Raw genomic sequence first — 17,440 nt, forward strand, 5'->3', positions numbered from 1 at the left:
GCATACTGCCTGATCGAGGAGGCGCAAATCGCAATAGCGACCATACTGTTTGTTGCTTTTGAAGCGTTCCCTTCTGTTCTGCACAGAATCCAAAAACAAAAAAAGAGATCGACTCATGAAGTACGAACCTTTGGCCAAAACGCTGATTGCGACGTCACTGGCACTGAGCTGCCTCATGGCCCACGCCGCGTCGGTGGCACCGGTTACCGCCGAGAACGGCATGGTGGTCACCGCCCAACACCTGGCGTCCCATGTCGGCGTCGATGTGTTGAAAAACGGCGGCAACGCGGTGGATGCTGCGGTTGCCGTGGGTTATGCGCTGGCGGTGGTTTATCCCGCGGCGGGCAATCTCGGCGGTGGCGGCTTCATGACCATTCAACTGGCGGACGGGCGCAAGACCTTTCTCGACTTCCGCGAAAAAGCCCCGCTGGCGGCAACCGCCAACATGTACCTGGACAAGGACGGCAACGTCGTCCCGGACCTGAGCACCCGTGGCCATCTCGCCGTGGCAGTGCCGGGCACCGTGTCGGGCATGGAGCTGGCGCTGAGCAAGTACGGCACCAAGCCGCGCAAGGACATGATCGCTCCGGCGATCAAACTGGCTGAAGACGGTTTCGAACTGGAGCAGGGCGACGTCGATCTGCTGGACTACGCCACCGATGTGTTCAAGAAGGACATGCGCGACTCCGGCTCGATCTTCCTGCACAACGGCGAGCCGATGCAGGTCGGGCAGAAACTGGTGCAGAAGGACCTGGCGAAAACCCTGCGCACCATCTCGGAAAAAGGCGCCGACGGCTTCTATAAAGGCTGGGTGGCCGACGCTATCGTCACCTCCAGCCAGGCCAACAAGGGCATCATCACCCAGGCTGACCTCGACAAGTACAAGACCCGTGAACTGGCCCCGGTGGAATGCGACTACCGTGGCTACCACGTAGTCTCGGCGCCACCGCCAAGCTCTGGCGGGGTAGTGATCTGCGAGATCATGAACATTCTCGAAGGCTACCCGATGAAGGATCTGGGCTTCCATTCGGCCCAGGGCATGCACTACCAGATCGAGGCGATGCGTCACGCCTACGTGGACCGCAACAGCTACCTGGGCGACCCGGATTTCGTCAAGAACCCGATCGAGCACCTGCTGGACAAGAACTACGCGACCAAGCTGCGTGACGCGATCCAGCCGCAGAAGGCCGGAATCTCCGCCGAGCTGAAACCCGGCGTCGCGCCGCATGAAGGCAACAACACCACGCACTATTCGATCGTCGACAAGTGGGGCAACGCGGTGTCGGTGACCTACACCCTCAATGACTGGTTCGGCGCCGGCGTGATGGCGAGCAAGACCGGGGTGATCCTCAACGACGAAATGGACGACTTCACCTCCAAGGTCGGCGTGCCGAACATGTACGGCCTGGTCCAGGGTGAAGCCAACGCCATTGCGCCGGGCAAAACCCCGCTGTCGTCGATGAGCCCGACCATCGTCACCAAGGACGGAAAAGTGGTGATGGTGGTCGGTACACCAGGTGGCAGCCGGATCATCACCGCCACCTTGCTGACCATGCTCAACGTCATCGACTACGGCATGGGCCTGCAGGAAGCGGTCGACGCGCCACGTTTCCACCAGCAATGGATGCCGGAACAAACCAACCTCGAAGACTTCGCCGCCAGCCCCGACACGAAGAAGATCCTCGAGAGCTGGGGCCACAAGTTTGCGGGGCCGCAGGATGCCAACCACATTGCGGCGATCCTGGTCGGCGCGCCGTCGCTGGGCGGTAAGCCGGTGGGCAAAAACCGCTTCTACGGCGCCAACGATCCACGGCGCAATACCGGGTTGTCACTGGGTTACTGATAGGCGTAAAAGAGGGGGGCGGGCTCTGGCCCGCCCCCCTCTCAAGGATCGATCAAGGAAGGCCCATCATGTCTAGCGCATTGCTGATCATCGACGTCCAGCAGGCCCTCTGCTCCGGCCAGTACCAGTGCTTCGACATCCACCGCGTCATCGACACCATCAACCAGCTCAGTACGCGCGCGCGCAATTGCCGCGTGCCGGTGGTGCTGATTCAGCATGAAGAAAAGGACAGCCCATTGGCCCACGGTGCCGAAGGCTGGCAACTGGCCGAAGGCCTGCTGACTGAAGCCCAAGACCTGCGTGTACGCAAAACCGCCCCGGATTCGTTCTACCAGCCCGACCTGGGCAAACTGCTGCCCGGCGAAGACTTCGAACGCCTGATCATCTGCGGCCTGCAAACCGACTACTGCGTCAACGCCACCGTGCGCAAGGCCCATCATCTGGGTTATGACGTGGTACTCGTCGCGGACGCTCACTCCACCGTCGACAATGGCAACATGAGCGCCGAAGACATCATCGCCGAACACAATAAGGACCTGGCGCACCTGACCGGTGCCACCGGCCGCATCGACGTCAAACCCGCAGCCGACATCGTTTTCTAAAGCCAGCGCATACCCCTGTGGGAGCGAGCCTGCTCGCGAAAGCGGTGTGCCTGTGACGCACGTGTTGGCTGACCAAATGCCTTCGCGAGCAAGCCCGCTCCCACAATAATGCGTGGTGTTCGCAGATTCCCCTGTCCAGCATAGGCCCCCTGTAGGAGCAAGCCTGCTCGCGAAAGCGGTGTGCCTGTGACGCATGCCTGTGACGCATGTGTTGGCTGACCCAACGCCTTCGCGAGCAAGCCCGCTCCCACAATGATTGATGGTGTTCACAGATTCCTATGTCCGGCATAAGTCCCCTGTAGGAGTGAGCCTGCTCGCGAAAGCGTTGCTTCTGTGACGTGTGTGTTGGCTAACCCAACGCCTTTGCGAGCAAGCCCGCTCCCACAATAATGCGTGGTGTTCGCAGATTCCCCTGTCCAGCATAAGTCCCCTGTGGGGCTTGCCCGCGAAGGCGGCAGCACTGCCAACATTTCGCTGGCATAATGCCGCTGCCCCGAAGAATGGAATCTGTCGATGTTGCCTTTCAAACTCCGCCACGCGTTTCTGCTGGCGTCCCTGATGTTTATTCCCGCTGTACACGCCAGCAGTTTTGATTGCGCCAGCGCCACCAGTCCGGCTGAAAAAACCATTTGCTCTGATCCCTATATCTCGAATCTTGATGAGAAACTGGGCTCGCTGTGGCGTGCTACGTTGCCCAAAGTTGTGGATTCGAAAGCCTTGAAGGTCGATCAGCGAGGCTGGCTGAAGCAACGCAATCAATGTGCTGCGGATGTTGCCTGTTTGCGCCGGCAATACCTGATGCGCCTCAAGGCCCTGGAGTTCATGGCCAAACCCTTCAATTGGGATGCGACCTGGCAGCTCATTCCATGGGGCGTTTCAGCGGCGGTTGTGGTGAACACCAAGCGTATCGATGCCACTCATATCGCCTTTGATATTTCAGGCGTGGCCGGCGCCAACTCCGGCGACATGGATGGCGTCGCCACCATTGAGGGCAGCGAAGCACACTACGCCCAAGTCAACTGTTCGTTGAAGTTCAGCCCATTCAACGGACTGTTGGACATTGCACAAGATGGTGCAGACCCTGCTTGCGGTGGTGGTATGGGGGTTTATTACGGCGGGCGCTACGTGGCGTCGGAACAGTCACTGTCGATTGATTACGACCTGCTCAGCCTGGGGGTGGCGCGGACTGAGCAGGAAAACGAGCTATTGCACACGCTGCTCAAAGGCGATTATCAGACGTTGTTGCAAAACAGTGGATCGATGGTGACGGGCGAGGCTTCCCGCGATGTGCCGGATGCTCAGGTCGATGAGTTCTGGTTACGTGGGCTGGCCAATACCAATGCAGGCATCCTGATGCGAGCGCCGGACGCTCGGGTATGGCTCGTGTTATTGGTGTTCGATGAGCAGCGTCAATTGCGTGCCCGCTATTACACCAACGTACCGCAATGGAAAAAACGTGTGCCCGAAGCACTGCTTGCCTGGCATACGCGAATAGCGAACGGTGAGACTTTGCCGCTGGATTTCATGCCCTGACGCTCTGCGGCGAGGTACTTGGCGAAACATCGACGGGGCTGCCCGAGGCAGCCCCGCGTCGTTCAAGTCGCAAACAACCATCCACGTGCAGTCGCCACAGGTTCCGACACCACCCCCTCCAGCACCATCCGCGTGATGGTGTTGGCGGCGGTCTGATAGTCCTCATCCTGCGGCACCGGGCGCCCGGTGATGCAGCCCATCTGCCAGCCGATGTTGGTGTAGGTGCGGGTCGCCGACCAGATGAAGAGCATCAGATGCTCCGGGTCTACCGGTGCCAGCAAGCCGCGTTCGATCCAGCTGCGCAGGCAGTCGACGTTGCGCCGCGCTTCGGCGTGCAGCAGGTCGCGGCATTCGTCCGGCAGTTGGCGTCCACCAAGCAGCAGTTCGCCGCTGAACACCTTGGCGATCGCCGGATGCTCGCGGGCGATGCGGATGCGGGCGGCGACGTAGGCACGCAGGCCGATCAGCGGATCGTCGCTTTCGCGCAGTGCCGCCGAGGCTTCCAGAAGCGGCTCGACAAATCCCAGGAGGACCTTGGAGTACAGGTTTTCCTTGGTCTGGAAGTAGTAATACAGGTTAGCCTTGGGCACGCCAGCGCGGGCGGCGATGTCGCGGGTCTGGGTCGCATCGAAGCCGTTGGCGGCAAACTCCTCGCTGGCGGCGGCGAGGATCAGTTGCTCGTTGCGTACGCGGATGGCGCTCATGGGAGCACGGTGTAAATGGATGGCATGGGCAGGTTCTGGCAAATTCGGTCTCGCAATATACAAAACTATATAGCGGTGGGGCCAGCTAACTCGTCGGACAGCGCTATGCTGGTTCGACGATTCAAATAATGGAGAGGGAATATGACTATTCAGGTAATGCGCGCCACCACTGCTCAGTTGGAGGCGGTGGCGGAACTGTTCGACGCTTATCGTGGTTTCTATCAACAGCCGTCGAATCTGGCGCAATCGCGAGCGTTCATTGCCGAGCGCATGGACGGTGACGAATCGGCAATTTTCCTCGCGCAGGATGAAAACGGCGGAGCGCTGGGCTTTGTACAGTTGTACCCGACGTTTTCCTCGATCGATGCCCACCGCACCTGGCTGCTCAGTGATTTGTTCACCGCGCCTGCCGCCCGTGGTCGTGGCGTCGGCCGGTTGCTGATGAACACGGCGCGGGACTTTGCGCTGCAGACCGGCGCCAAAGGGCTGGTGCTGGAAACCGCCACCGACAACTTCACCGCGCAGGGTTTGTACGAGTCGCTGGGTTATGTGCGCGATACGGGTTATTACACCTACATGCTCGACTTGCGTCAGGGCTGACTGACTTTTTGTGTAAATTTCCCGATTCAGTCTTTCCTCAAGCGACTGCTCTCTCTAGAATCCGCCCGGCCTCCGCAATGGAGGCTCTTTGATATCACTCGGCTCGGTTCAGATAGGGAAGACAATATGCAATTCGGGAAAATCCTGGCGCTGGGCCTGGTGCTTACGCTGGGTGGTTGTGCCAGTTTCACCAAAGACGAAGTGGCGCCGGTCAAACTGCCATCGATGGCCAGCTACGCCAACAAGCCCAATGTCTATGTGGATTTCGACTTCTATCAGGGCGAGCCGAAAAGCGCTTCGGCTGTAGAGGTGCCGCAGGCACGTGACCAGCTCAAACCAGAGCTGCAAAAGATTCTGAGCGATTCCGGCCTGTTTGGCCGTGTCACGCTGGACGAGTTCCAGAAGCAACCGGGCGATTACAGCCTGCGCCTGAAAATGTACAACCATCCGCCGAATGCCGGTTCGATGGTGCTGGGCTTCATCAGTGGTTTCAGTCTGGGGGTGATCCCGGCATACGGCACGGATCAATACACCATGAGCCTCGAAGCCGTGGACGGAACGGGTCAGGCCCTGACCACCGCGAGCAACCACGATGCGGTGGGTACCTGGATCGGCATCTGGTTCATTCCGCTGATGGGCAACACCCCGAAGGCAGCGGTCAACGACACGTTCGCCCGTCAGGTCAATGCGCTGCTCAAGCAAATGATCGACAACAACCACCTGAAATACTCGGCGCTCGAGACTCGTATTCCACGGGCGTGATGCGAAAAAAAGAGCCGCAATCGCGATAATGCCGATCAGTTAAGCGCAGATCCCCTGTGGGAGCGGGCTTGCTCGCGAAAGCGGTAGGACAGTCAACATCAATGTTGGCTGGGCCGACGTCTTCTCGAGCAAGCCCGCTCCCACTATTGATCTTCGATGCTTTGAGCATTGAGTTCGCTTAACTGATCGGCATTAGCCGCAATCGCGGCTCTTTTTTTGCCCTTACTTCAGGGCCTGGATGAACTGCGGATCGCTGTACAGTTCTTTCAGCAAATCGCGCAGCATCGGGTTGTAAGCGTTCACCGCATTCGGAATCGCAATGAAACCGAAGAAGCTGCTGCTCCACTGGCTGCTGACATTCTTGGTCGCGTCGTAGACCACGTCCTGGCCATTGAGCAGCGTGAAGCGTGCCGCGAGCTGACCGTCGCCTGTGCCCATGCCGGCCGACAGTTCGTTCTTCACTACCAGCACTTTCAACTGACGCTGGGCTTGCGGATCAAGCAGGCCGGCCTTGCGCAGCTCTTCAGTGATCGCGTCCTGAATGTGCGCCGGGATGCTGCCGGATGGCGAGCGCACCGGGTTGGCCCGTACCACCAGCGAGCCTTCGCCGGACTCGGCACTCACTTGCGGATTGCTGATCGCGTGCAGGGGCGGGGTCTGCTTGAGCTTCTGGACGTTTTCGTAGCTCGGCTCGTAGCGGGTCATGGTCATGCCGCAGCCTTGCAGCAGCACGGCCAGCATCGGGATCAACAACAGAGACTTTTGCACGGCGTTTCCTTGCGTGAGGATAAGGGGGGGCGAATTATGGGCAGAGTGCCATCATTGAGCAACCGTCTTCGCCCAAGCTGTAATCAGCCTTCCGCGAGCCGTCCTTGTGTTTGTTGTTCGACCAGCCATTTCTCGATCTGCGCCAGTTCCCAGGTACTCAACAGATTGACCGGGTCGGTGCCATAGCGGGCGTTGAAATACCAATCGCCATCCTCCGGGCTGTGGCAGTGTTCACAATGATGTAATCGCCCACCCTCGACCTCCAGCAACAGGCGCCAGCCGTCAATATCCACGGCCATCAGGCCGGCGTCGCCGGGCGACGGGCACAGGTTGAATAGCCGCACACCCAGCGCGGCCTCGCGCAGGCGTTGGCAAACGTCGCGGGCGGTCAGCAATGCAGTCATGGTTGTACTCGGTGGCGGCAGAAGCGCGTCAGCATAAATCGCGCGTCGATGGGTGTCAGCGATTGCTGGCCCGATTCCGAACTATTCCGTACCATCCGCACCCCACTTTTTTACGAATATCAGCGGCCGCGCTCGTCGGCCGTCAGTCAGGTAAGCCATGAAACCGATACGTCTGCGCGCCGATGTCCTGGCCGGACTCACCACCTCGTTTGCCTTGTTGCCCGAATGCATTGCGTTTGCGCTGGTGGCCCACCTCAATCCGCTGATGGGCCTGTACGGTGCCTTCATCATCTGCACCTTGACCGCGTTGTTCGGCGGCCGGCCGGGGATGGTCTCCGGGGCGGCGGGTTCAATGGCGGTGGTGATTGTCGCGCTGGTGGTGCAGCACGGCGTGCAATACCTGCTGGCGACGGTGTTGCTGGGTGGCTTGATCATGATGGCGTTCGGCTTGTTGCGTCTGGGCAAACTGGTGCGCATGGTGCCGCACCCGGTGATGCTCGGCTTCGTCAACGGCCTGGCGATCATCATTGCGCTGGCGCAACTGGAGCATTTCAAGAGCGGCGAACACTGGCTCAGCGGCACGCCGTTGTACCTGATGACCGGGCTGGTGGTGCTGACCATGGCCATCGTCTACCTCCTGCCGCGCCTGACCCGCGCGGTGCCGCCGGCACTGGTGGCGATCCTTGGCGTGGGGCTGCTGGTCTACCTGTTCGGCCTGCCGACCCGCACCCTCGGCGACATGGCGCACATCGCCGGTGGTCTGCCGAGCTTCGCGCTGCCGGACATCCCGTGGAACCTGGAGACCCTGCGCATCATCGCCCCCTACGCGATTCTGATGGCGCTGGTCGGCCTGCTGGAAACCCTGCTGACCCTCAACCTCACCGACGAAATCACCGAAACCCGTGGCTATCCGGATCGCGAGTGCGTGGCGCTGGGTGCGGCGAACATGGTCTCCGGTGCGTTCGGTGGCATGGGCGGTTGCGCGATGATCGGCCAGACCGTGATCAACCTCAGCTCCGGCGGACGCGGACGCTTGTCCGGGGTGGTGGCGGGGGGGCTGATTCTGTTGTTCATCCTGTTCCTGTCGCCGCTGATCGAGCGCATTCCGCTGGCGGCGCTGGTGGGTGTGATGTTCGTGGTCTCGCAGCAGACCTTCGCCTGGGCCTCGTTGCGGGTGTTGAACAAAGTGCCGCTCAACGATGTGCTGGTGATCATCGCGGTGACCACCATTACCGTGTTCACCGATCTGGCCACCGCTGTGCTGTGCGGGATCATCATTGCCGCCCTGAATTTTGCCTGGCAGCAGGCCCGTGAGTTGTACGCCGATGAACATCTGGAAGCCGACGGCAGCAAACTCTATCGCCTGCACGGCACACTGTTTTTTGCCTCGACGACGCCGTTCCTCAACCAGTTCGACCCGGCCAATGACCCGGCGAAAGTCACGCTGGATTGCCGGCATCTGAGCTTCGTCGATTATTCCGCGATTGCCGCGCTGAAGACCTTGCGCGAGCGTTACGCCAAGGCAGGCAAGGAGTTGCAGGTGTTTCATCTGTCCGAGCGCTGCAAGAAGCTGTTGAAACGCGCCGGAGTGGAACACCACTGAGCGCTGTAACGCAGATCCACTGTGGGAGCGGGCTTGCTCCGGGCGGCGTTCCGACGAAGGCGTCAGGTCAGTCGACATGGATGCTGGATGTTCCGGCCTCTTCGTGAGCAAGCCCACTCCCACCCTTGATCTCGGCCAGCCCCGAATCCTCCATCCACCACCAATCTACAGTGGGAGCGGGCTTGCTCCGGGCGGCGTTCCGACGAAGGCGTCAGGTCAGTCGACATGGATGCTGGATGTTCCGGCCTCTTCGTGAGCAAGCCCACTCCCACCCTTGATCTCGGCCAGCCCCGAATCCTCCATCCACCACCAATCTACTGTGGGAGCGGGCTTGCTCCGGGCGGCGTTCCGACGAAGGCGCCAGGTCAGTCGATATGGATGCAGAATGTGCCAACCCCTTCGTGAGCAAGCCCACTCCCACCCTTGATCTCGGCCAGCCCCGAATCCTCCATCCACCACCAATCTACTGTGGGAGCGGGCTTGCTCCGGGCGGCGTTCCGACGAAGGCGTCAGGTCAGTCGACATGGATGCTGGATGTTCCGGCCTCTTCGTGAGCAAGCCCACTCCCACCCTTGATCTCGGCCAGCCCCGAATCCTCCATCCACCACCAATCTACTGTGGGAGCGGGCTTGCTCCGGGCGGCGTTCCGACGAAGGCGTCAGGTCAGTCGACATGGATGCTGAATGTGCCAACCTCTTCGTGAGCAAGCCCACTCCCACCTTCGATCTCGGCCAGCCCCGAACCCTTCATTCACCACCAATGCCCAGTGGGAGATTCTATGGTTCATGCCTAGCCCCTAAACGGCTTTAGGTGAGTATTCGCTCTGGTTTTTCAACAGAGCAAATACCACCCGGGCAAGCTTGCGGGCTAGTGCGACCAGTGCTTGGGTAGTGCTCAATCCGCGCTCTCTTAAAGCCTCATAAAACCCTTTCCACGCCGAGGTCCGGCTCGCCGCCATTGCAGCGTTGTGCAGCAATCGACGTGCCTCTGAGTCGCCTCGTTTGGTCAGGCAGCGACGGCCTTTCTTTTTGCCTGAGTCCGATATGCGCAGATCCAGGCCTAGAAAGGCGATGAAAGCGTCGGCATTCCTGAAGTCCCCACGCTGAAAGGATGCGAGCAAGCGGGCGCCGGTCAACGTACCGATGCCTTCTACCTTCATGCAACGCTTGAGCTGAGCGCCTAAACCGGCTTCGTCTATCTGCGCCAGGATCGTTTTCTCCAGCAGGATTTCCAGTCTTTGCATGGCGTTTATCTGATTTTTGAAAGCGGTTTTGAGCAATGGCTCATTCTCCCAGCTCTGCTTGAGGCTGACACGAGCCTGGACCAGAGCCGCACGACGCCGGAAAAGACTGATGAGCCGGCAATACAAGGGCGACGGCGGTGTCCAAGGGCGTAAGTGGTCCCCTTCGTTTGTCAGATAACGGGCCAGTAATCGGGCATCCAGCGCATCAGTTTTGGCGCGAACGTTCACACCTTTGCGGTAATGGCTGAGCTCATAACCGCCAACCATATAGATCACGCAACCATCGGCATACGCCAGATCAGCAAATTCCTGGTGATAGATATTGGTGGCTTCGATGGCGATTGCCACTGGCTTGGCAGCGGTTTTGAGCCATTTCTTGATCGCCGCTTTGGTATTGGAGATTGTCTCGAGCTGATCTGATTCGGCGTGATAAATCACCAGTTCGTCCTTGGCGACATCAACCCCGATAATCGACTGAGTGGTAACGACGGGCATTGCCATGAGAAATCCTCCGGGCTAAGGTTTGAACGCTTGAAGGGTTCACCCAGAGGCGCAGGCTTGTTCCTATCGTCGGTCTAGGCCAGATGCATTCTTTATCGGCGCTTGGGTGAAAGGAGGAGGGGTGAAATCTCCCACGGTCTGTACTGCGCTAACAGTCAGAATCGAGCCTTGTCCCTCCTCCTCCCTTCAAGTCCTACCATACAAGCGAGCCTGCTCGCGAAGGCGTCAGGTCAGTCGACATGGATGCTGGATGTTCCGGCCTCTTCGTGAGCAAGCCCACTCCCACCCTTGATCTCGGCCAGCCCCGAATCCTCCATCCACCACCAATCTACAGTGGGAGCGGGCTTGCTCCGGGCGGCGTTCCGACGAAGGCGTCAGGTCAGTCGACATGGATGCTGGATGTTCCGGCCTCTTCGTGAGCAAGCCCACTCCCACAGATGCGATGCCAAAGATCACTATCGGGCGAATTTCTTTGCGCCGGCCACGCAGAGGATGACGCCAACCGTCACCGCCAGCATGCCGATGCTGACGTGCTCATGCAGCAACGTCGCCGCCAGCGCCAGGCCGAAAAACGGTTGCAGCAACTGCAACTGTCCGACGGCCGCGATCCCGCCCTGGGCCAGCCCGCGATACCAGAACACAAAGGCAATCAGCATACTGAACAGCGAAACGTAGCCCAGGCAGGCCCATGCCGACACGCTGATGCTGCTGAACGACGGCGGGGCCAGCCACAGGCTCGCGATTGCCATCAATGGCAGCGACAACACCAATGCCCAACAGATCACCTGCCAGCCACCCAGTGTGCGCGACAGTTTTGCGCCTTCGGCATAACCGAGACCACAGACCAGAATCGAGGCCAGCATCAGCAGGTCGCCGGTGGGCGAGGCGGACAGCCCCTGCGACAAGGCAAACCCAACCACCAGCGTGCTGCCGAGGATCGAGAAGATCCAGAACACCAGACGCGGACGCTCGCCACCGCGCAATACACCAAATAACGCAGTCGCCAGTGGCAGCAAGCCAACAAACACAATCGAATGTGCCGACGTCACGTGTTGCAGGGCCAGCGCCGTCAGCAACGGGAAGCCGAGCACGACGCCCAATGCCACGATGACCAATGACAACCACTGATCCCTCGCCGGTCGCCGTTCACGGAACAACCACAACAAGGCCACAGCCAGCACGCCGGCAATGGTCGCACGCGCGACGGTGAGAAACACCGGGTCGAACTCCAGCACTGCCAGACGCGTAGCCGGCAGTGAGCCGCTGAAAATCACCACGCCAATAAAGCCGTTGATCCAGCCACTGGTTTTTTCCAGGGTCGGGTGGGGCAGATTAGAGGTTCGTTCCATACTAAATTGTGCTCAGAGGTGGGTTGCGTTGGGTCGATCCTATGGCTGAGAATCAGGACAATCAAAAAATTGTCATGGATACATCCCGGCATGCCACGCTCACGCTACAAGACCCTCGTCGACACCTACGCTGCCGACATTCGCAGCGGGCGTCTGGCGCCCGGCACGCGACTGCCGACGCATCGGCAACTGGCCACGCAGGAAGGACTGGCGCTGGTCACGGCCTCGCGGGTGTATGCCGAGCTCGAAGCCATGGGCCTGGTCAGCGGCGAAACCGGGCGCGGCACTTTCGTGCGTGAAACCGCGTTGTCGCCAGGGCAGGGCATCGATCAGAAAGACGTGGCAGTCGGCATGATCGACCTCAATTTCAATTACCCGTCGCTGCCCGGGCAAACGCAGTTGTTGCGTAGCGCCTTGCGTCAGTTGGCGTTGTCCGGTGACCTGGAAGCTTTGTTGCGCTATCAGCCCCATGCCGGTCGTGCCCATGAACGGGCCTCGGTCGCCCGCCATTTGCGCAGTCGCGGGGTGACGGTGGACGCCGAGCAAGTGCTGATCGTCAATGGCGCCCAGCAGGGACTGGCGGTGACGCTGATGGCGTTGCTCAAGCCCGGCGACGTGATCGCCGCCGATGCGTTGACTTACTCCGGGTTCAAGGTGCTGGCTGAAGCGTTGCATCTGGAAGTGGTGGCGATCCCGGTCAACGAGCACGGGCCGGATCTGCCTGCGCTGGAAAAACTCTGCCGCAGTCGTTCGGTACGTGCCGTGTATAGCATGCCGACCCTGCACAATCCGCTGGGCTGGGTGATGCCGCTCGAGCAGCGCGAGGAATTGGTTGCCATCGCGCGACGGCATGATTTGACCCTCATCGAAGACGCGGCCTACGCCTTTCTCGTGGAAAATCCGCCGCGGCCTCTGGTCGATCTGGCGTCAGAGCGTACGGTTTACGTCTCCGGTCTGTCGAAGAACATCGCCACCGGCCTGCGCGTTGGCTTCATTGCGGCGCCTGCAGCCAGCGTACCGGCGTTGGAGCGGGTTATCCGCGCAACCACCTGGAACACGCCGGGGCTGATGACCGCGATTGCCTGTGGCTGGCTCGACGACGGCACCGTGATCGAGCTCGAAGCGCAAAAACGCAGCGACGCTCAGGCCCGCCAGGTACTGGCCGCCCGATTGCTCAAAGGCTTGCCGTGCGTCGCCCATCCGAATTCGTACTTCCTGTGGCTGCCGTTACCGGAAGATGTGCGCGCTGATCAGATCGTGGTGGAATTGATGCATCAGCAGATTTCGGTCACCACGGCCGAGCCGTTTGCGGTATCGGCGCATGTGCCGCATGCGATTCGGCTGGCACTGGGGTCGGTGGAAATGGATGTGTTGGAGCAAGCGTTGATCACTGTCAGGAGGATCATCGCCGCTTACCTGTAAAAAGTACCTCTTGTGAAAACCCACCTGTTGCGAGTTAGCTTGCTCTCGCCGGGTGCGAAGCGCGCCCCTGTGATGAGCCTGCTGCGCAGGCCAGCGGGAGCAAGTGCCCTCGCTACAAAGTGTTAGCCTTGCCTCAACTGCATCACACCGTTTTGGAACACCCGATGAAAAACACCGTTGCACTCTTGCTTGCCTTGACCGCCACCGCCGTTCTGTTCAGCTCAACCACCCGCGCCGCTGGCGACCCCGCAGCCGGCGAAAAAATCTTCCCGCGCCTGTGCGGCGGCTGCCATCAGGTGGGGCCGGATGCGCGCCCGGGTTTCGGCCCACAACTCAACGGCATCATCGGTCGAGCGGCCGGGACCTCGGCCAACTACGTGTATTCCGACGCCATGAAAAACTCTGGCGTGACCTGGGATCGCGACACGTTGACTGCGTATTTGAAAGACCCTAAAGGCGTGGTGCCTGGCACGCGGATGATTTTCTGGGGCCTGAGTGATCAGGAGAAAATCGATAATTTGCTGGCGTACCTGCAGCAGTACTCCAATTAACCGTTTTGCTCGGCCTGCCCGGCAAACCACTGCATGACCACCTCGCACGCCGGGTTTGAAGCTGCTGCCGGCTGCAGGCACAACGCGTAAATTCCGCCGGTCTTCAGCGGCTGCCCGAACGGCACCACCAGTACGCCACGCTCGATGGACTCCGCCGCGAGCGTCATGTCCGTCACCGCCACGCCCAGGCCTCGCGCCGCTGCATCCAGCGCCAACTCATCGAGGTTGAACGGAATGTGCCGGTAGCGCTCCAGCGGCTGACCATCGTTGGCCGCCAGCCATTCGATCCAGGCCTGCCGATCGGCCGAGCGATGCAGCAAGGCGAAACGCTGTAACTCATCAACTGACCGCGGTGACCCCGCAAGGTTGGGCGAACACACCGGCACCAGGGCTTCCTCGAACAGCGTCAGGCAATCCGCCTCAGTGGACGGCTGCGGCAGGTAAAGAATGTAGGCATCGCTGTCGCTGGCCGGCTCGACGACTTCGGTGGCAACGGTTTCAATCGCCAGCGAGACCTCGGGGTGGCTGAGGTAGAAGTCGCTGAGTCTGGGCAGCAACCAACGCACCGCCAGTGACACGTGCATACGGATACGGAACGGGCGCTGTTGCGGGACGAGGCGTTCTTCGAGGCTTTTTAGTTGATCGAGAATGCTGATGGCGCTGGCCAGAACCTGTTCGCCCTCCGGGGTCAGGCGCAGGCTGCGGCTGGTGCGGATGAACAGCGCGACGTTGAAATGGCTTTCCAGTTGCTGGATCTGCCGGCTGACGGCGCTCTGGGTCAGGCACAGCTGTTGCGCAGCCTGGGTGAAGCTGGCGCAGCGGGCGACTTCAACCAGCGTCTGCAGGGCTTGCAGCGAGGGCACGTGGCGAATTTTATCCATGCGTTTTCAGAATGGCTCGATGATTTTATAACGTTGGTTGGGCAAGCCAGGACCTTATAGATTTTAGCTCTGGCGGCGACCTTTGCAGTTTTCTCATGCGATTCACGCATGGGTCAGGGCGAAAGGCAAGCCGTGGAACGACAGTCGAATGAGGTCAGCAATGGAAAACGTATGTGGCTGGATCGCGCAGGCCGGCAGTTCGCCGCAGCGTAGCCGCCTGAGCGGTGCGCAAAAGGCCGACTGGCTGGTGATCGGCGCCGGCATCACCGGTCTCAGCGCCGCGCACAACCTGGCACAAATGCACCCGCAGGCGCGCATCGTGGTGGTTGATCGGCAGCGCGCGGCGCAGGGCGCATCGGCGCGTAACTCGGGGTTTGTCGTGGCCCACGAACATCCCGCCGACAGTGAGTTGATCGGCGCGCCAGGCTTTCGCGGATTTGAAACCGACACGGCGATTTCCCGTGCCGCCAGTGAAGCCGTGCGCCAATGTATCGCCGACCATGCCATCGACTGCGACTTTCGTGACAACGGTTACTTCTTCGCCGTCAGCGACGCCGCCAAGCTCAGTCATGTCGACGCCAAACTGGCAACTTTACGCGCCCTCGGTGCCCGCGCCGAATTTCTCCAGGGTGCGGCGCTGGCGCAAAAACTCGGCACGCCGCACTACGCGGCGGCGATCTGGTGCGGCAGCGGCAATGCACTGCTGCAACCGGCCAAATACGTTAAAGGCCTGCTCAATGCGTTGCCGGGCAACATCACGGTTTACGAACACACCGACATCACCCGCCTGGAGCGCATGAGCCACGGGCGACTGCGGGCCAACGCGGTGGATGGCAGTGTCGAGGCCAAACGGGTGCTGGTGTGCCTGAACGCCTTCATTCCCCGGGTCGGAATCCACGACAGCAGCACCTTCCCGATGGAGCTCAGTGCCAGTCTCACCCGGCCGCTTAGCGCTCAGGAGTTTCAAGCTATCGGCGCGGTCGAGCCGTGGGGCGTACTGTCGACCCGGCCGCTGGGGGCCACGGTGCGACTGACGCCAGATCGGCGGGTGATGATCCGCAACACCGCCGAATACCGCACGCGCGACCTGTCCGAGAGCGAACTGGCGCTGCGCCGTCAGCACCATGTGCGCGGCTTGCAACGACGCTTCCCGTTCCTCGGCGCGCAAGACATCCAATACACCTGGACCGGCCACTTGAGCGCGACCCGCAGTGGTCAGGCGTTTTTCCAGCGGGTGGAAGAGGGCGTGTTTGCTGTGGCCGGTTGCAATGGTTCGGGGGTGGCGCGCGGCACGCTGTGGGGACGTTTATTGGCGCAACTGGCATCTGGCGTTGATTCACCGCTGCTGCAATCGGTGATGCAACGGGCCGAACCCGGCTGGCTGCCGCCACGACCTTTTTTCGACATCGGTGCCATGCTTCGCATGCGCGTGGAGGCAGTCAGGGCCAGAACAGAAATCTGAACATTCGCCTACCGCACAACAACAAAAGCCACTCAACACAGGTGACAGACCATGCGCGTCAATCCACTTTTCCTGGCGATCCTGCTCGCGGCCAGCACAGCCGCTTGTGCCGACGAAACTGTCAATATCTCCAACTGGAACAGCTACATCGCCCCGGACACCCTGGCCAATTTCACCCAGGCCACAGGGATCAAGACCACCTACGACATTCACGACAGCAACGAAGTGCTGGAATCGAAATTGATGACCGGCAACACCGGTTATGACGTGGTCAGTCCGTCGAACCACTTTCTCTCGCGGTTGATCAAGGCCGGGGCGATTCAGAAGCTCGACAGGGCGCAACTGCCGAACTGGAAAAACCTCGACCCGGTGCTGCTGCAAAAACTTGAAGTCAACGATCCTGGCAACCAGTACGGCTATCCCTACATGTGGGGCACAGCCGGTATCGGTTACAACGTCGAGAAGATCAAGGCGATCTTCGGCAGCACCGATGTCACCCAGTCATGGGACTTTTTCTTCAACCAAGAAAACATCAAGAAGCTCAGCCAGTGCGGCGTGGCGTTCATCGACAACCCGACGCAGGTGCTGCCGATCACGCTGAACTACCTGCACTTGCCTGCGCACAGTCATGAGCCGGCGGATTACAAACAGGCCGAACAGGCCTTGCTGAAAATCCGTCCTTACATTCAGTACTTCCACGCCTCGAAGTACATCAGTGACCTGGCCAACGGCAACGTCTGCGCGGTGATCGGCTTCAACGGCGACATCGTTCAGGCCGCCGCCAGTGCGAAGGAAGCGAAGAACGGCATCAATATCGCGTACTCGATTCCGAAAGAAGGCACGACCTTGTGGTTCGACATGGTGGTCATGCCCAAAAGCGCGCCGCATGCAAAGAACGGCTACGCCTACATGAATTACCTGCTCGACCCCAAAGTGGTGGCCAACATCAGCAACAGCATTCACTACGCCAACCCGAATGCGGCGGCCGAACCGTTCCTCAACGCGGATGTAAAGCAGGATCCGGCTATCTACCCGCCCAAGGACGTGATGCAACGGTTGTTCACCGTGGAAGAGTTGCCGGCGGCGATTGCACGGTTGTCGACGCGGTTGTGGACCAAGTTGAAAACCAATACCTGAGTTCACGCACTCGATCCGGGTTGTGCATGGATGCACGGCCCGCACCCGCGAGGCCTCGCGGGACTCAAGAAATGC

General features: G+C 60.3%; 16 protein-coding genes. 10 read left to right on the plus strand and 6 right to left on the minus strand.

Annotation, left to right across the window (positions count from 1 at the left end; genetic code table 11):
• Nucleotides 1–115: 115 nt before the first annotated feature.
• The 3 genes from ggt to QMK55_RS24335 all read left to right on the plus strand — a co-directional run bounded on the left by ggt (nt 116) and on the right by QMK55_RS24335 (nt 3,978).
• A complete protein-coding gene (gene ggt, locus QMK55_RS24325) occupies nt 116–1,843 on the plus strand; it encodes a gamma-glutamyltransferase (RefSeq protein WP_320330107.1) in 1,728 nt (575 codons plus the stop codon).
• Nucleotides 1,844–1,911: 68 nt separating this feature from the next.
• Nucleotides 1,912–2,445 (plus strand): cysteine hydrolase family protein, encoded by a 534-nt coding sequence (locus QMK55_RS24330; protein WP_320330108.1) that lies wholly within the window; start codon nt 1,912–1,914, stop codon nt 2,443–2,445.
• A 513-nt stretch (nt 2,446–2,958) separates the two neighbouring features.
• Nucleotides 2,959–3,978, plus strand: a complete 1,020-nt coding sequence (locus tag QMK55_RS24335) for a lysozyme inhibitor LprI family protein (protein WP_102358598.1) — start codon at nt 2,959–2,961, stop codon at nt 3,976–3,978.
• 62 nt (nt 3,979–4,040) lie between these two features.
• On the opposite strand, the gene QMK55_RS24340 is transcribed toward QMK55_RS24335, so the two are convergent.
• A complete protein-coding gene (locus QMK55_RS24340) occupies nt 4,041–4,682 on the minus strand; it encodes a TetR/AcrR family transcriptional regulator (protein WP_320330109.1) in 642 nt (213 codons plus the stop codon).
• Nucleotides 4,683–4,823: 141 nt separating this feature from the next.
• Here QMK55_RS24340 and QMK55_RS24345 point away from each other — a divergent pair, with 141 nt between their 5' ends.
• On the plus strand, nt 4,824–5,282 hold the full coding sequence (locus tag QMK55_RS24345) for a GNAT family N-acetyltransferase (RefSeq protein ID WP_320330110.1): 459 nt from the start codon (nt 4,824–4,826) through the stop codon (nt 5,280–5,282).
• A 126-nt stretch (nt 5,283–5,408) separates the two neighbouring features.
• Nucleotides 5,409–6,044, plus strand: coding sequence for a hypothetical protein (locus tag QMK55_RS24350; RefSeq protein ID WP_320330111.1), 636 nt, complete (start codon nt 5,409–5,411; stop codon nt 6,042–6,044).
• A gap of 222 nt (nt 6,045–6,266) precedes the next feature.
• Here the strand turns inward: QMK55_RS24350 and QMK55_RS24355 are convergent, their stop codons facing one another.
• Nucleotides 6,267–6,812: a hypothetical protein gene (locus tag QMK55_RS24355; RefSeq protein ID WP_320330112.1), complete on the minus strand. Its 546-nt coding sequence runs from the start codon at nt 6,810–6,812 to the stop codon at nt 6,267–6,269.
• 83 nt (nt 6,813–6,895) lie between these two features.
• Nucleotides 6,896–7,216 (minus strand): hypothetical protein, encoded by a 321-nt coding sequence (locus tag QMK55_RS24360; RefSeq protein WP_102359164.1) that lies wholly within the window; start codon nt 7,214–7,216, stop codon nt 6,896–6,898.
• Nucleotides 7,217–7,373: 157 nt separating this feature from the next.
• Here QMK55_RS24360 and QMK55_RS24365 point away from each other — a divergent pair, with 157 nt between their 5' ends.
• Nucleotides 7,374–8,819: a SulP family inorganic anion transporter gene (locus tag QMK55_RS24365; RefSeq protein ID WP_102359165.1), complete on the plus strand. Its 1,446-nt coding sequence runs from the start codon at nt 7,374–7,376 to the stop codon at nt 8,817–8,819.
• A gap of 796 nt (nt 8,820–9,615) precedes the next feature.
• Here QMK55_RS24365 and QMK55_RS24370 read toward each other — a convergent pair.
• Nucleotides 9,616–10,563 (minus strand): IS110 family transposase, encoded by a 948-nt coding sequence (locus QMK55_RS24370; protein ID WP_102359176.1) that lies wholly within the window; start codon nt 10,561–10,563, stop codon nt 9,616–9,618.
• A gap of 455 nt (nt 10,564–11,018) precedes the next feature.
• Nucleotides 11,019–11,912 carry a DMT family transporter gene (locus QMK55_RS24375; protein ID WP_102358467.1) on the minus strand — a complete coding sequence of 298 codons (894 nt, stop codon included), beginning with the start codon at nt 11,910–11,912 and terminating at the stop codon, nt 11,019–11,021.
• A 90-nt stretch (nt 11,913–12,002) separates the two neighbouring features.
• Here QMK55_RS24375 and QMK55_RS24380 point away from each other — a divergent pair, with 90 nt between their 5' ends.
• Together QMK55_RS24380 and QMK55_RS24385 are read left to right on the plus strand one after the other, a co-directional pair.
• Nucleotides 12,003–13,334 carry a PLP-dependent aminotransferase family protein gene (locus tag QMK55_RS24380; RefSeq protein ID WP_102358466.1) on the plus strand — a complete coding sequence of 444 codons (1,332 nt, stop codon included), beginning with the start codon at nt 12,003–12,005 and terminating at the stop codon, nt 13,332–13,334.
• A 164-nt stretch (nt 13,335–13,498) separates the two neighbouring features.
• Nucleotides 13,499–13,885, plus strand: a complete 387-nt coding sequence (locus tag QMK55_RS24385; protein ID WP_102358465.1) for a c-type cytochrome — start codon at nt 13,499–13,501, stop codon at nt 13,883–13,885.
• On the opposite strand, the gene QMK55_RS24390 is transcribed toward QMK55_RS24385, so the two are convergent.
• On the minus strand, nt 13,882–14,766 hold the full coding sequence (locus tag QMK55_RS24390) for a LysR substrate-binding domain-containing protein (RefSeq protein ID WP_102358464.1): 885 nt from the start codon (nt 14,764–14,766) through the stop codon (nt 13,882–13,884). The two genes, QMK55_RS24385 and QMK55_RS24390, sit on opposite strands and share 4 nt — an antisense overlap.
• A gap of 160 nt (nt 14,767–14,926) precedes the next feature.
• Here QMK55_RS24390 and QMK55_RS24395 point away from each other — a divergent pair, with 160 nt between their 5' ends.
• Together QMK55_RS24395 and QMK55_RS24400 are read left to right on the plus strand one after the other, a co-directional pair.
• Nucleotides 14,927–16,228 (plus strand): NAD(P)/FAD-dependent oxidoreductase, encoded by a 1,302-nt coding sequence (locus tag QMK55_RS24395; RefSeq protein ID WP_102358463.1) that lies wholly within the window; start codon nt 14,927–14,929, stop codon nt 16,226–16,228.
• 51 nt (nt 16,229–16,279) lie between these two features.
• Nucleotides 16,280–17,365 (plus strand): polyamine ABC transporter substrate-binding protein, encoded by a 1,086-nt coding sequence (locus tag QMK55_RS24400; protein ID WP_320330113.1) that lies wholly within the window; start codon nt 16,280–16,282, stop codon nt 17,363–17,365.
• The last annotated feature ends 75 nt before the right edge of the window (nt 17,366–17,440 follow it).

Source organism: Pseudomonas sp. P8_229 (assembly GCF_034008635.1).
In the GTDB taxonomy this organism is placed as follows: Bacteria; Pseudomonadota; Gammaproteobacteria; order Pseudomonadales; family Pseudomonadaceae; genus Aquipseudomonas.